Origin of the sequence: Streptomyces sp. NPDC002181, from assembly GCF_042890485.1 — a bacterium.
GTDB lineage: Bacteria > Actinomycetota > Actinomycetes > Streptomycetales > Streptomycetaceae > Streptomyces.
The window spans coordinates 13,832-29,499 of record NZ_JBIASC010000025.1 but is presented as its reverse complement, the minus strand read 5'-3'; the positions used below and the strand labels follow the sequence as shown (position 1 = coordinate 29,499).

At 66.8% G+C, this 15,668-nt stretch carries 8 protein-coding genes and 1 pseudogene; 3 read left to right on the top strand and 6 right to left on the bottom strand.

Going from position 1 to position 15,668, the window contains the following annotated elements; genetic code table 11:
- Both ACFYXV_RS33950 and ACFYXV_RS33945 read right to left on the bottom strand, forming a co-directional pair.
- The coding region (locus ACFYXV_RS33950) for an MFS transporter (protein ID WP_389385046.1) at positions 1-578 on the bottom strand (578 nt) is incomplete at its 3' end.
- A 537-nt stretch (positions 579-1,115) separates the two neighbouring features.
- Positions 1,116-1,429 (bottom strand): annotated as a pseudogene (locus ACFYXV_RS33945) (transposase); the annotation flags it as partial.
- Positions 1,430-1,630: 201 nt separating this feature from the next.
- On the opposite strand from ACFYXV_RS33945, the gene ACFYXV_RS33940 reads away from it, so the two are divergent.
- On the top strand, positions 1,631-1,891 hold the full coding sequence (locus tag ACFYXV_RS33940; RefSeq protein WP_389385045.1) for a DUF4404 family protein: 261 nt from the start codon (positions 1,631-1,633) through the stop codon (positions 1,889-1,891).
- A 543-nt stretch (positions 1,892-2,434) separates the two neighbouring features.
- On the opposite strand, the gene ACFYXV_RS33935 is transcribed toward ACFYXV_RS33940, so the two are convergent.
- Positions 2,435-2,566 (bottom strand): hypothetical protein, encoded by a 132-nt coding sequence (locus ACFYXV_RS33935; protein WP_389385044.1) that lies wholly within the window; start codon positions 2,564-2,566, stop codon positions 2,435-2,437.
- 32 nt (positions 2,567-2,598) lie between these two features.
- Between ACFYXV_RS33935 and ACFYXV_RS33930 the strand changes: the two genes are divergently transcribed.
- On the top strand, positions 2,599-3,168 hold the full coding sequence (locus ACFYXV_RS33930; protein WP_389385043.1) for an acyl-CoA thioester hydrolase/BAAT C-terminal domain-containing protein: 570 nt from the start codon (positions 2,599-2,601) through the stop codon (positions 3,166-3,168).
- A 24-nt stretch (positions 3,169-3,192) separates the two neighbouring features.
- On the opposite strand, the gene ACFYXV_RS33925 is transcribed toward ACFYXV_RS33930, so the two are convergent.
- From ACFYXV_RS33925 to ACFYXV_RS33915, 3 genes are all read right to left on the bottom strand, one after another.
- Positions 3,193-3,432, bottom strand: a complete 240-nt coding sequence (locus ACFYXV_RS33925; RefSeq protein ID WP_389385042.1) for a hypothetical protein — start codon at positions 3,430-3,432, stop codon at positions 3,193-3,195.
- 28 nt (positions 3,433-3,460) lie between these two features.
- Positions 3,461-4,252, bottom strand: coding sequence for a hypothetical protein (locus ACFYXV_RS33920; RefSeq protein ID WP_389385041.1), 792 nt, complete (start codon positions 4,250-4,252; stop codon positions 3,461-3,463).
- 213 nt (positions 4,253-4,465) lie between these two features.
- Positions 4,466-7,621, bottom strand: a complete 3,156-nt coding sequence (locus tag ACFYXV_RS33915; protein ID WP_389385040.1) for a DNRLRE domain-containing protein — start codon at positions 7,619-7,621, stop codon at positions 4,466-4,468.
- 427 nt (positions 7,622-8,048) lie between these two features.
- Between ACFYXV_RS33915 and ACFYXV_RS33910 the strand changes: the two genes are divergently transcribed.
- Positions 8,049-15,611: a ricin-type beta-trefoil lectin domain protein gene (locus ACFYXV_RS33910; RefSeq protein ID WP_389385039.1), complete on the top strand. Its 7,563-nt coding sequence runs from the start codon at positions 8,049-8,051 to the stop codon at positions 15,609-15,611.
- The last annotated feature ends 57 nt before the right edge of the window (positions 15,612-15,668 follow it).

Below are 15,668 nucleotides of genomic sequence, written 5' to 3'. Positions count from 1 at the left end.
CGCCAGCCGAGCCAGTCGGTGTCGGTGATGACGCCTCCCAGGAGCGGGCCGGCGGCGGTGGCGACGGCGACGGTGGCGCCGGTGTAGCCGGAGTAGCGGCCCCGCTCACGCGGGGAGATCATCGCGGCCGTGATCACCTGGACCAGAGCGGTCAAACCGCCCGCTCCCACGCCCTGCACGACACGGGCACTGATCAACATCGCCGGGCTCTGCGCCAGACCCGCGATGACCGAGCCGATGATGTAGACGACCAGAGAGGCCTGAACCAGCACCTTCTTGCTCACCAGATCGGAGAGCTTGCCCCAGATCGGCACCGACGCGGTCAGCGACAGCAGCGCCGCCGTGACGACCCACGTGAATGCGGACTGGCCGCCGCCGAGGTCCTTGATGACCGCCGGCAGCGCGTTGGCCACGATCGTCGAGGAAAGGAGCGCGGCGAACAGGCCCACCAGCAGACCCGAGAGCGCCTTCATGATCTGCCGATGCGACATGGGCGTCTGCCCGTGCCCGTCGGTGCGCTCGGGTGCTCTCTTGGGCTTCGCGTGGGCCCGCACACCGCCCGGTGTGATCGTTGCCATGGTCTTCCTTCTCCAACGTCTCAGCTTCACCTGAAGCACAGATCCGCGCTTCTTCGTACCCGGCGGGCTCGCCCGGCCCTGCGATCGACCGCCACTACGGTGCGTCGTCCGGCGTGACCGAGACTCCGACGGGACGCTGTCCACTTTCCAGAGCACATGCGAACGACTACGGTCCGCTCGTGTCCGCTCGTGTCCGCTCGTGTCCGCTCGTGTCCGCTCCGGTCCCGCCGTTCACGCTCTGTCAGGAGCACCCAACGAGCTGGTGTGTGACAGTGGGCCGGGGTGCTGTGCCGGTGGGGCGGCATGATCGACTCGGCGCGGCCATGGTCAGGCGGGAAGCAGCCCCACCCCCCGGCTCGCCCTGCACCGGATGGCAGCGCCCCCTGAGCAGGCGATGTCAGTGACGACAGCGATGGTGAGCGCACGACGACCGCCATGCAGAACGACGCCCCTGCCCCGGACCGAGCCGACGGCACACCACGCGTGCTTCCCCCGTCGGCTACGACGAGTTAAGTACCGGGCGGTTTGGACCGTGTCCTATGTGGTCAGGCGGACGAGTCGCTTGTCGCAGCAGATGCGGCTGCCAGGCCGAGGGATGCCAGGTGGTTGCCGGGGTGGCGTTCGTAGCGGTGGTTGAGTCGGCGATAGCGGGTGAGCCAGGACATGGTCCGCTCGATCACCCACCGCCGCTGGCCGATCCGTTCCGATGACTCGACACCCTCGCGTGCAATACGGACCCCGATCCGCTTGCCGCGTCACCATTTACGCAGGTGGGGAACGTCGTAGGCCTTGTCGGCGGCGTGGAGGCGTTGAGGTTTGAAGTGGCGGCCGCGATGAAGGTCGTGTCTTGTCCCGTATCTGCCTGCGGGCGACGAGCCCATCGGGCACCGTGCTGCGGTCGTACTCGGAAACCAGCGGGTTCGGGAGAGCTGGATGGTGGTCCGGGTGGGAACCGGCTGGGCGTGGGGTGGTTCTGGGCAGGGGTACCGCGCGGGTTCTGATTCGCTGTGTGGGACAAGATGGACCCTCGGATCCGAACGAAGGAGTACTTGATGCATTTCCTGCACGCGCATTTGACGGACCTCGACCGCCATGTGGCGGAAGCGTCCATACCGGCTGGTGACAAGGAGGTCCTGCGCACCCTGGCCCGCACAGTGGCCGATCATGCGGACAGCGGAGCGCACGACAAGGACGCTTTGGCGAAGGTGGCGGACGACGTCCGCAGCGCTGCTTTCAGGTATGAGGCATCGCATCCCCGCATCGCGGCCACGCTCAGCAGCCTGGCCCAAGGCCTCCTGGCCCTGGGGATCTGACCGAAGGGCTGGGGCTCGGGCTCCCAAGCAAGGCCTCGGCGACGGCACTGCGCAGGCACCCAGACAGGCATCAAGCGCTGCGGCGGCTGGGCGTAGCGGCAAGCGCCGACGGGGACGAGCTCTCAGCAGCGGGGTTGGACCTGCATCGCCAGAGTGAGCGGGGGTCGCCTGACCGCGACTTCTGAAATCCCGTGCTCACGGGCAGATTCCTGGATCCGTTCGCGGAATCTCCCCGTGAGTGCGAGAACCTCGGACGCCGCCCATTCACCCGGTGCAAGGTGCTCACCTGCAGACTTGCGCTGACACGACCACGGTGTGCCTCGGGAACCCGCGCGAACTCCAGCTGGCAGCGGCGCGCCCCAGCGGGACACCCGGTTCACCTCGCGGCGGCGCTTCTTCCGCGGGTGCGACATCACCTGCTCCAGGCGGTGGGCAGGCGGTCGGGGCGCTGCGGGTAGCGGGGGCGGGGCCGGCCGATCCGGCGGCGCGGTCGGGGGATGAGCACGGGCTGTTCCTCCAGTCGTCGGTGGGGCGGCGCTCGGATCAGGCGGTGATGCCGGCGATCCGCGCGGCCAGGGCGCCGGTGAGGGTGAAGTCAGGTGCGGCGAGGAGCGCTTCGGCGACAGCGGTAATCCGGTCCCACTCGCGCCCGACGCGCTGCTGGGCGGTGGCCATGACGTGGTCCCAGGCCAGGAGCTGAAGCAGCCTTGCTCACCACGGTGCACGACCCGCGCGTGGACGTAGTCGTCGCGTTGTCGCCCACCTCGCGGGTCTGGTGCAACGTCGGTCCAGGCCGTGACGGATCGCATCACCCGTATCGCTCGTCCTGGACGTGGCAGGGGCGTCCACTGCCTTTCGTTCCGATGGACGACTCGTGGACTTCCCCGGAGCCGGACAGCGGGCCCGTCGCCATCCGAAGCTGGTACGAACTCAGCGAACGGACCTTTGCTCACCTCCTTCCACCAGCAGAGATCCCCGTGGAGGCCGCCAGAGCCGATCTGCTGCTGATTGCAGGCGGCAATGACGCAATGTGGCCGTCGCTGCCCTTCGCCGAACAACTCGCGCAGCGCCGGCGCTCGGCTAGAGCCGCCGTGCGCCTGATCGCGCGCGACGATGCCGGACACCGGCCACGCCTTCCTGGCGAGAGCCCCGCATCAGCGTCCCCGCGCTTCCAGTACGGAGGCACGCCTGAAGCTGACGCACTCCTTGGCAAGGCTGCCTGGCCTCATATCCTCGACGCGTTCGCCGACGGGATCCCACCGGTGCTTACCAGTTGAGCATGAGAGGCCGGTGCGTCTTGATCACGAGGGCTCCTCTCGGTTCCTGATCTGCAGGATGGATCCCGAGATCAGCGATGCGGGTTGAACTGTGTGTAGCGGCCCGGTCCGGGGCGGCCACTCCTCGCCTGCGGCCAGGAGGCTGACCTGGAGTCCTTCCGTTTCGCCGAGCCAGCCGTTGTGCTTCGCCTCTTTGATCCGGTCAGCCAGGCTGCGGATGATCTCGATCAACCGCTTCCGCTGGCCCGGGCCCATCCGCAGCATCGGGCAGCGAACGTTCCTTGACGGGGTGTCAGGTCCGCTTTTCGGAGGCGGTGCGGAAGTGCAGGGCGATCCCGGCGGCATCGGCGAGACTCTTCTCGTCTGCGAGAACGACGGTGCCGAAGGTGGCGGAGTCGGTCCATGCGCAGACGATCTGGTGTCCGGAGGACGGTAGGAAGCCACAGCTCAATTTTCCTCCCCAGGAGCCCGCGTCGAAGCCGGTGACCTCGGTCGCCCGTGCGCCGGCGAAGAAATTGCGGAATTCCTGCGACATGGTGTCCGAGCGCTTTTCCTCAGCCAGCCGTGGGTTCCACTCGACGGCGTTGATCTGAAGCACAGCGCCGACCGGCCCCTCGCCGGGGCCGTCGTAGAACCAGCGCTTGCCCGAGGGGGCCTCCCCGGGCATGAGCTGCGCGAATTCGGCAGCTTCCGCGGGGGTGAGCATCCGATAGGCGCCGACCTGCGCAGCGGGATCGATGACGCGCTGGTGCACCTGGGGCTGCGTCGCATCGGAGGGAGCCTGGGCTGTGGAGCCCTGCGTGACGGGAGCCGCTTCGGCAGCGGACGGCTCCCCCTCGGGGAGGGTGAATGCCCGCAGCAGCCCTATGGCGGCAACGGCTAGCAGCACGCCCCGCAGGACGTTTCTTCTGCGTACAGTCTCCGCGCCGGCTCGCTCGGCGTCACTCTCACTGGTCGCAACGGGGCCACGGCGCCAGCTCCGGGTCGAGAACCAGATGACAACGAGGGCGACCGCGGTCGCGAAGAGCACTCCCAACCACTGCCCAGTGGCGTAGGCCTGCGAATTGATATCGATTGATGACATGTCCATGAAAATAGGTGCATCCCAGCTAGATGAAGATGAAGCCGCACATGCCGTGCTCGGGCCAGCAGCAATCTGTGCTGCGCGATCAAACGCACAGGCGGCGCGAACTGTGCGTGACGATGCGTGCGCGGAGAAGGGGGAAAGGCGCCCGGCCGAGAGTTCTTCTCGGCCGGGCGCCGAGTTCCGTAGGGCGCGCCGATCAGCCTTGTCGGACTAGCCGATGGCGAGGAAGCTGTTCCATCCGTCTTCGTCACGGCCGGCCGCGGGGCCGAGCGTGGCCGCTGTGCCCCAGAAGAGCCACTGGTTCCCGAGGGTGTCCACGGACCAGACGTCCGGGATGCCGTCTCCGTTGGTGTCGGGTGATCCGAGGAGCATGGGAACCTCCGCCCGGCTCCAGCCGGTCGTGGCGTACGTGCTGTCCGCGCCGCCTTCGGACTTGGCTGCGGATTCGAGTGAGGCGAGGTCCACGCCGCCGTTCGTCCCGGCCTTGCCCTTGCGCAGGACGAGTCCGCGGTCGTGGTTGGCGTCGTCGCGGAAGAGCAGGTCGGGGATCTTGTCGCCGTTGACGTCGCGTACGCCGACGATGTCGCGCGGCGCCCAGTTGGCGGCCATCTTCTTGTACGAGACGAAGCTCGATCCCGTGTAGCCGGAGAAGGCCCAGAAGCCGCCGGCCGCATCGAGGGCGAAGAAGTCCGGAAGGCCGTCTCCGGTCACGTCCTCGGTGGCGACGATCTGGCGGAACGTCGCGGGGTCGGGTGCGCTCGCGGGGAGGAGGATCTCCATGCGGCGGCTGATGTCGAACTGGCCGGTGCCGGCGCCGGGGTAAACGTACAGCTTGCCGTCCGGCATCCGGGCCACGAGGTCGGTGATGCCGTCGCCCGGGTACCAGTCGGTGGAGTGGGCGATGAGAGCCGACTTGCCGGTCGCCGAGTCCTTCCAGTAGCCCGCGGGGGCCGGCTTCCCGTTGTCGACGGCACCGGGGAGGTAGACGTCGGTGTCACCCCTCTCGTCGCCACCGTAGGTGCGCAGGTTGCCGTCCTTGTCGATGGCGAGGATGTCGGGGTGCCGGTCACCGCTGACATCGCCGGGCCCGTCCTGACCCGGCCTGGGCCTGACGTAGAAGGGGTATTCGGTCTGCGGGGAGATGTTCCCCGCCTTGCTCACGGTCCGGACGTAGAGGACGTTGGGGCCGGTGGTGTCGACCTGAAGCATGAGCGTGGCCAGGTCACCGCTGGTCGGTGTCGCCTTCTTGTCCCACAGGGGCCGGTTCAGGCTCCACTGGTACTCGCGGATGTCCTCGGCCTTGGCGCCGCTGCCCCGTACCTCGACCACCTGGTCCTTCGTCCCTGCGGGCTCGACACTCCATGTGGAGGCGTCGGGACCGGGCGGCGGGAAGGCCGCGGAGCTGACAGCAGGGGCCGGCGGGATGACCTGGTCGACGGTGAGCGTGCACCAGCCGCCACCCCCGGAGTCCTGGGGGCCGCTGCCGGCGGAGCCGACATCGTCGGTGTCGAGAGTGCGGGAGAGCCAGTAGTACTTCGGGCCGAGGCTGAAGCTCGCGAGGGGCACTTCATGGGTGACGACGCCGTCGCTGTTGGGCGTCAGCCAGTCGTTGTAGACCTGCTTTCCGGTGGCGGCGTCCCAGACCTCGATCTGCACCTTCTTGAGGGTCTCCAGCCCATCGCGGTCGTTGGCCTTGACCTGGAAGGTCACATTGGTCTTGCCGATGATCGTCCCGACCCCGCTGGTCAGGCACGGGCCGCCGGGGAAGGTCTGCATGTTCGCGGCGATCGGAGTGTCGGGCGGGTGGTTGTAGACGATGTCGATGTACGGGGCGGTCTCGCCGTTGGCGATGAACTTCTTCCAGTAGTACGAGTCCGACTCGCTCGGTGCGGCGAAGCCCAGTGACAGGGCCTGCCAGCCGCTGTTCGCGGCGTCGGTGACCAGTCCCTTGATGTCGGGCGCGATCCAGTTGTCCGGGCAGGAGCTGTTGTAGCCGTAGCCCGCCGTCTCGCTGGCCACCCACCGGTTCCAGTAGCCCCCGGTGTTGGTGTTGTTCCATGTACTCGACGAGGTGATGTACGGGGTCGAGTAAATGTCCATCGCCTTGCGGTCGCAGGACCACGAGTACGTTTGCAGTGCGTAGACGGCGGCCGACTTGATGGCCGCACCGTGGAGCTCGCTGCCGAAGTCGAAATTGAATATGGAGCGGGATGTTCCGCCTGTGGTGGACTCATATCCCACGCGGGCTTCGTTGGTGCCGCTCGCGTTGTAGTTCTGCCCGTTGTAGAAGCTGGAGTTTGGTTCCGTCTTGTAGAGCAGGGTCCAGGCGTGTTTGTGTCCCTTGAAGGACGGGTCCACGAAAACCGGGTACACGGTTCCCGGGGCATTGAGGAGCGAGCTGTCCGGCGTCAAAGAAAGAACATTCTCGGCCAATGCGGCCTTGGCGACCTTCACGTGGGCGCCCTCTGCGCCCGCAAGGCCCGCCAAGCCCAGGGTGGGGTGCTGCTTGGCGGCCTCGGTCGACTTCCAGGCAGGCTCGTTGTCGGTGGTGGCGACCTTGCCGGAGGAGTCCCACATCAACGCGGATGGGGAGCCCGCGATCTCCTCGCCCGTGTCATTGCGGGCGCTGACCGCGCCGGACTCGGCATCCAGCTGAAACGCCAGGTCGGGCGAGGCCAGCCGGTACTTCAGCTCACCCAGCAGCGGGTCGGCCGCAGCCTGCTTGTCCTTGATCACCAGCACATGGCTGTAGCCACCGTCCTGAGCCGTCAGCAGCAGGTCGATCCCGGGGCGCACGTTCTCGTACAGCGCCCGGGGTCCGTCGATGACCGGCTCGGGCAGGGCTCCGGGCCAGCTCACCACGAGGTCGTGGCCGTCCGTATTCATCCGCACGAGATCGGTCCAGGCCGTACCGGGCGTGTCCTGTGTCAACGACGCCTGGGTCAGCGACGCCCGCGCCCCGCGCGAAGCACGCTTTGTGCCGGCGCTGAAGACGGTTCGGCTGTTGACCGCTCTCGCCGCGAAGCCGCCTTCCACCCGCTCCAGGCGGGTGTCGATGGGCTTCCACTGTCCGTCCACCTTCGCCCGGATGGCGGCAGAGTACACCTTCTTCCGGAACGAGCCCCCCGGCTGGGCCCAGGTGGTGGTGTTCGCGCTGCGCTCGGCCGTTACCTCGACCTCCTTGCCGCTCTCCTCGGCCAGCCGCCTGGCCTCCGGTGCGGCGATGTTCGCATCGTCGCGGCTCGCCCGCGCCTTGGGTCCTCCCGCCCCGAGGTGTACGCCGACCGGGACCGCGACCGCTACCGCGAGCAGTGCGGCCAGGCCGCCCAGGCTCCGGCGCCGCCGGAACCAAGGGCGCGGCGGCACAACAACTGGATTACTTTCAGCGGCTTTTGGTGGACTCGGGTCCACTGATTCGCTGACAGACATGGCTGTACTTCTCCCCCCTCAGGGCGCGGATTTCCGCGACCTTCGGCACTCACGCGTCATTGTGGGCTGCTCGCCCGAAAGATGAACGGCGAGCTCCCCGCCCGCCTTTCACGCACAGGATGCGCGAGCCGAGCATGAACTATCCCTCCGACATCGTCACGCCAGAACCAGACCCCTGGATTGTCATTTAGAGCCGGTTTGCACCGGATATCCCGCGATATGGGGTGCGTCAGGTGATAAAGCCCACACAGGTTCCGGGAACCATGGATTTTCGTCTCCAACAGCCGCAGAATCAGCTGGCTCATTGTCAGTTTCGTGCCGCCCGTGTGACATCGCCGCGGCGGCACCTCGTGGGGGGGTCCACATGTCGCCGTTCTCGGCGCACAATTTCCGCCTGCCCGGAAATAGAAAGGCGCGCGCCACACGCGCGCGCCTTGCCGGGCGGACAGGCATCGCACTGTCCGTGCTTCTCGTCGCTTCCCTGCTGCCCACCCAGGCATGGGCGGCACCACCCGGCAACCGCAGCGGCGTCCAGCTGCCAGACCTGCAACCGGATCTCAAGGCCAAGCTGGACAAGGTCGCGGCGGCCAAACTCGAAGGCTGGGACGGCGTGGCCGCGCCGCCACCGCAGCAGTTCGAACCGTCGAAGCAGACACTGCCGAAAAGCGATGCTCCCGTTCCGGTCCCGCTGACGCCCGCCATCGCGGACAAGCCCGTACAGGCCGGCAACCTGCCGATCAGCCTCGACAAGGTACAGACCCAGCCGAGCAGCCCTCCTGCGGCCACGCCCTCCGGAACCTGGACGGTCGAGACCAGGAACGATGCCGCCCAGACCCTCGGCCTCAACGGCGCACTGATCAAGGTGACACCGCCCGCCGAGGGATCGGCGCCCGCCGACCTGGTGCTGGACTACACCAAGTTCAAAGACCTCTACGGCACCGAGTGGGCCTCCCGGCTGAAGCTCAAGATGTACCCGGTGTGCATCCTCGACGTCCCTATGCCGTCAGGCTGCGAAGTCACCCCCACGGACGTTCCGACCAGCAACGACCCGGTGACCCAGACCGTCCGAGCCACTGTCGACCCGACCGTCACCGCCACGCAGGGCCTGCGCACCATGGCGCTCAGCAGCGGCGTCGGCGAGCCCAAGGTTCTGGCAACCAGCGACGGTGGCGGAGGCGCCGGCGGCACGTACGCGGCTACTCCTCTGGCCCCGACCGGTTCGTGGACCGCGGGCGGAAGCGGTGGCGGGTTCTCATGGACCTACCCCCTCAACATCCCCGCGCCTCCCGCCGGACCGGCACCGAAGATCGCGTTCTCGTACTCCTCGCAGGCAGTGGACGGCAAGACGTCCGTGACCAACGGCCAGGCCTCCTGGATCGGTGACGGCTGGGACTACAACCCCGGCTTCGTCGAGCGCAGGTACCGGTCGTGCGCCGAGGACGTCAAGGCGAATCCGACCGGAGCGAACAACAGCAGCGCCGCCGACAAGAAGAAGGGCGACCTCTGCTGGGCCGGCGACAACATGGTCATGTCGCTCGGCGGATCGACGACCGAGCTCGTCCACGACGACAAGACAGGGCAGTGGATCCCCGCCTCGGACGACGGCTCCAAGGTGGAACACAAGACCGGCGGCGACAACGGCGCCCTGAACGGCGAGTACTGGGTCGTCACCAGCCCGGACGGCACTCGCTACCACTTCGGTCGGCAGAACGTCGGCGCCCACGGTGAAGGCAGCCCGGCCCCCACCGTCACGAAATCCGTGTTCACCGTCCCGGTCTTCGGCAACCACACCGGGGAGCCCTGCCACAAAACCGCCTTCGCGGACTCTTCCTGCCAGCAGGCGTGGCGCTGGAACCTGGACTACGTCGAGGACGTCCACGGCAACGCCATGATCATCGACTGGGCGAAGGAAACCAACCGCTACGCCCGAAACCAGGCATACGAGGAGAAGGACGCCGCCAAGGTCTCCTACGTCCGAGGAGGCTACCCGGTCCGCATCCTCTACGGTCTGCGTACCGACAATCTCTCGGGTACCCCGTCCGGCCGTGTCGACTTCGATGTGGACGAGCGCTGCATCGTCGAAGAAGCAAAGGGCATCACCTGCAAGGATGATCAGTTCGAGTCGAAGGACTTCAGCAAGCAGCAGAACTGGTGGGACACACCCACCACGCTGAACTGCAAGATCGACGCCGCCAAGTGCTACGTCGGCTCGCCCACCTTCTGGTCCCGCAAGCGGCTCACCGGCGTCACCACCTACGCGCAGCGGACCTCGGGCTCCACCGCCCTGTCCAAAGTCGACCAATGGCTGCTGAACCAGTCGCTCCCCAAACAGCGCACCGACACGCACCCTCCGCTGTGGCTGGACTCCATCACCCGCACCGGATACAGCGCGAACGGCACCCCCAGTGCCCCCCTTCCGCCCGTCTCCTTCATCGCCAATGCCGTGGACATGCCCAACCGGGTCGCCACGAGCCCCGACGACAAGACACCCGGCTTCGACCGGCTGCGGGTGGAGACCATCCGCACCGAGACCGGCGGCGAGACATACGTCGACTACTCGCCTCCCTGCCCTGCCGGCCGAGACCACCCCGCCCCGGACAAGAACACCACGCGCTGCTTCCCCGCACACTGGTCAGCAGACCCGGACGTGGACAAGCCTCCGCTGGAGTGGTTCAACAAGTACGTCGTCGACAAGGTCATTGAGAAGGACCGCGTCGGCCGCCAGCCCGATGTCACCACCAGCTACGAGTACAAGGGCGACGCGGCCTGGGCCAAGGAAGACGACGAGTTCACCAGGCCCGAGCTGCGCACCTACAACCAGTGGCGCGGCTATGCCGAGGTGGCGACCACCCGGGGTGAGCAGCCCGGTACGGGCGGCCCGGAGGCGATCGAGCAGTCGCAGAGCCTGACCCGCTACTTCCGAGGCATGTCCGGCGACGCCGGCCGCCCCGAGATCACGGTCAAGGACTCGAAGGACAGGGACTTCGGCAAGGACCTGCGCCAGTACCAGGGCCAGGCCTACGAGACCATCACCTACGAGAAGGCCGGCGGCAGCATCGCCTCGCGTGTCCTGACCGAGCCCTGGAGCCAGAACACCGCGACGCACAAGCGGACCGGCACCACCGATCTGGAGGCGTACCGCTCCGGCACCGCGCGCACGGACACGATAGAAACGATCAGCGGCGGCGCCACCCGGACGAATCGCACTCTCTATCACCACGAGGACGCGTACGGCCTCGTCGACACGGCCCAGACCGAGGCCGTGGAGCCGGACGGGAAGCTCGTCGGCCAAACCTGCACGGCCACCTACTACGTCCACAACCCCGCCAACAACCTGATCGGCCTGCCCAGCGACCTCAAGACCACCGCCGGCGACTGCGCCCACAAGGACACCGGCGCTCTGGTCTCCGCCTCCCGCACCTCCTACGACGCGCTCGACGCCTTCGGCACCGCCCCCACCAAGGGGCTCATCCGGCAGGTCGAGACCAACGACGCGGCCGGCACCAGCTGGAGCACCACCGCCCGCACCGACTACGACGACCTCGGCCGCTCCATCAAGGTGCTCGACGCCGCCGGCAACCCGGTCACCACCGCCTACACCCCAGCCACCGGCCCGGCGTTCTCCGTGACCAGCACCAACGCGCTCGGCCACACCACCACGACCAAGACCGACCCCGGTCGCGGCACGCCCCTGGAGACCACGGACGCCAACGGCCGCAAGGTCACGACCGAATACGACGCACTGGGCCGTTCCACCGCCGTATACACACCGTCGCAGAAGCCGGGCACCGACAAGGCCGCCTTCACCTTCGACTACCAGATCAAGGAGAACCAGCCCCCGATCGTCACCAGCGGCACGCTGCAGGACGACGGCACCTACACCAAGACGAACACGATCTACGACGGCCTGCTCCGCCCGCGCCAGACCCAGGGCCAGGCACTCGGCGGAGGCCGCCTGATCACAGACACCCTCTACAACGCCAACGGCACGGTCCGCCGGACCAACAACGGCTACCACGCCGATGGCGCTCCGGACGAGAAGATCTTCGTGCCGGAGTCGGATTCCGGCGTCCCCAACTCCACGCAGACCGCGTATGACGGCCGCGGTCGAGCCGTCCGCGCCACGACGCTCCACTTGGGCGTTGCCCAGTACTCCTCGACCACACAGTACGGGGGCGACTGGACCCTCACCCGCTCCGCCATGGACGCAGCCGGGAAGGCTCCCCTCTCGGGCAGCCGCACCGCACGGACCTGGACTGATGCCCTCGGTCGCACCAAGGCCATCGAGTACGCCACGTCCACCGACATCGGCAGCACCACCTGGAACAAAACCGAATACGCCTACGACAACCGGAATAAGCTGACCTCGGTCAAGGACGCGGTCGGCAACCAGTGGACCTACGGCTACGACGCCCGCGGCCGCACCATCTCCACCACCGACCCCGATACCGGAGCGTCGACCTTCGGCTTCGACAAACTCGACCAGCAGATCTGGGCCAAGGACTCCAGCGGCCGCGCCCAGTACACCACCTACGACGCACTCGGCCGCGCGACCGAACTCCACGACGACGCTGCCACCGGGCCCCTCGTCGCCTCCTGGACCTTCGACACCCTGACGGGAGCCAAGGGCAAGCCGGTCGCATCCGTCCGCAACATCGACGGCGTCCAGTTCAAGTCCGAAGTGACCGGCTACGACGCCGAGTACCGGCCAACCGGTTCACGCATCACCATCCCGGACACCTCCGCAGCCACGGGCACGACCAAGGACATCACCAAGGGCTTCGCCGGCAGCTACGCGTACAGCACCACGTACACACTCACGGGCAAGGTTCAGTCGACGACCCTCCCCGCCACCCCCGGCGGCCTGGCGGCCGAGAAGCTGATCACCCGCTACGACCGCGACGGCATGCCCCAGAGCCTGTCGGGCCTGAACTGGTACGCCGCCGAGACCGTCTACAGCCCCTTCGGGCAGATCCTGCGCACGACCTCCGGCAGCGCCCCGAACCGCGTGTGGACGACCAACCGCTACAACCCGAGCACGGGCCAGCTCACACAGTCGACCAGCGACCGGGAGACGGGCGGCCCCAACCGCATCAGTGACGTGTCCTACAAGTACGACGTCGCGGGCAACATCAGCACCGTTGCGGATACACGGGGCGATGGCACCACCGACCGCGAGTGCTACGCGTACAACCCGATGGGCCAGCTGACCAACGCCTGGACCGGAAAGACATGCGCCGCCCCGTCCCTCACCGATGTCGCCCCTGGGCCCGACGGTGACGGCTTCTGGCAGGAGTACGGGTTCGACTCGATCGGTAATCGCACCAAGCTCATCGACCACGACCTGACCGACAAGGCCAACGATGACGAGACCACCTACAAGTACGAAAAGCCCCAGCCGCACGCCCTGACCAAGGTCGAAAAGACCACCCGCAAGCCCGGATCCACAGTCAACTCGCTCTCCACCTACACCTACGACACGTCCGGCAACGCCGAGACTCGGAGCATCGGCGGTGACACCCAGACCCTGACCTGGGACCGACGCAACAAACTCACCTCCGCGAGCAGCCCGGGCATCGGCGCCGTGGCCGTGACCGGCCTGTCCGGCAAGTGCCTCGACGTCGAGAACGGCAACCCCGCGGACGGCACCCCTGTCCAGCTGATGCCCTGCAAGGAGAGCAAGGCCCAGCAGTGGCGCCTGACCGAAGGCACCGTACGAGCCATGGGCAAGTGCCTGACCGCCGATAACGGCCAGGCGGTCATGCGGGCATGCGACAGCGCGAACGAGTACCAGAAGTTCACCTCCGGCACTAACAAGACCCTGACCAGCACGAAGACGGGCCAGTGCCTCGATGTTGCGGGCGGCAACGACGCCGACGGCACCGACCTTATTCTCTGGTCCTGCGCAACCAATGCGCCGAACCAGCAGTGGAGCTTCCCCGACACCGCGACCAAGTACGTCTATGACGCTGACGGGAACCGGCTGATCGAGGAGAACGGTACTTCCCGCACCCTCTATCTCGGCGAAGCCGAGATCACCGTCGGCAAGGCCGGCCAGGCCCTGGACGCGGCCCGTTATTACAGCAGCCCGAGCGGCCCTACGACGGTCCGCCGCACGGGCGGCAAGACCACCGGCCACATCCTGTCGACCCTGCTCGCCGACCACCACAACACCGCCACCACCTCCGTGGATATGGCGGTCGGCCAGGCGGTCACCCGCCGCAAGTCCGACCCGTACGGCAACCCCCGCGGAACCGAGCCCGGCAACTGGCCCGGCAGCCGCACCTTCCTCGGCACGGGCATCGACGACACCAACACGGCCCTGACCCACATCGGAGCCCGCGAGTTCGAATCCACCACAGGCCGCTTCATCTCCGTCGACCCGATCATCGACATCACCAATCCGGTGCAGATGAACGGCTACACCTACGCTAACGGCAACCCGATCTCAGAGTCGGACCCGACCGGGCTCGAAAGCTGCGGCGACGTTGGGTATTGCGGTGGTGGCGGTGGAACCAACGGCCAGTGGCTAGACAAGAAGTCCGGTCCAAACGGTGACGGGCCGAAAGGTGACGGACCGAAGGGGAATTCCGGCCCCAGCAAGAGCAGCAGCAAGTGTGGGGTCTTGTCCAAATGCAACTGGGACAAAAGGGTCGGCCAGGCCAAGAAGTTCTGGCATGAGAACAAGGTCGTGATCGTCTCCACCACCGTTGAGCTCGGTGCCGGGCTCGCCTGTGGAGCAACCGCGCTTGCGGCGGGGGTGGCGACAGGCGGCGTCGGGTTCGCAGTAGCGGCCGGCTGCGGAGCCATCGCGGCAGCCGCTGGCGCCGCAGTGGCCAACTACATGACTCCGAATGCTGACCACAGCACCATGGGCATCCTCAAGACCGAGGCCAATGCTGCCGTCTGGGGCGCGGCGGCAACCGTGGCAGGCGAGGGTGCTGGTTTTGCAGTCGCCGCCGTGGCCAAAGCCGTTGGCAAGGGAGTCGGCGCCGCCGCATCCAAGATCGGTTCCAAAATCCGGGCGGCGGAGCCCAAGACCGAGGCCGTGCCTGCTGGACAAGTGGCGCCGTGCAATAGCTTTGCCTCCGGAACTCTCGTCTTGATGGCGGACGGCTCGACGAAGCCAATCGAGGACCTCGAAACGGGCGAAAGAGTAGTCGCTACTGACCCTGAGGCTGGTGAAACCGTCGCCAAGGACGTAACAGCTACAATCCTCGGCGAAGGATCGAAGAACCTGGTCGAGATCACGGTGACGACGGATGGCGAAAGCGGCTCCGCCAGCGACGTCATCACTGCAACCGACAACCACCCCTTCTGGGTAGTCAGCCTTGCAAAGTGGGTCGACGCCACAGACCTCCAGCCTGGCCAGTGGCTCCGGACCAGCGCTGGCAGCGACGTTGAGATATCAGCCATCAAGCGCTATACGTCTCAGCGTGCAACGGTCCACAACCTCACCGTCGCCGACCTCCACACGTACTATGTGGTCGCAGGCGCCACGCCGGTCCTCGTCCACAATTGCGACGGGCGAACCAACTACATGGAAGCGGACGATCAATTCGCTATTAATCATGCAAACGCGGAGCCGCTCGAAGGTTTTCATGATGTGGTAATTCATGGAACGCCTAACTCGGTGACTCCTACACCGTCTGGATCTTCGCATTACGACCACCGGTGGCTTGCGAACAGGCTGTCACGTGACCCCAGCTATCCAGGTGGAGACATTCGCTTGTGCGCCTGCTCTAGTGGCTCACCCGACGGCTCCTTTGCTCAGGATTTGGCAAACAAAATGGGGGTTAGTGTCCTAGCTCCACATCACACACTCTGGGCGTTCCCTTCGGGTAATCTGTGGGTTGGTCCATCCCGATCCCAAATAAGCAGATCATCTGACATGTGGACACTCTTCACGCCGGGTGGGGGAAGATAGTCTGAGCGCGCAAGAGTTCGGGGCGGGGTTGCGGTGACGGATGTCGCGCACCTCGCC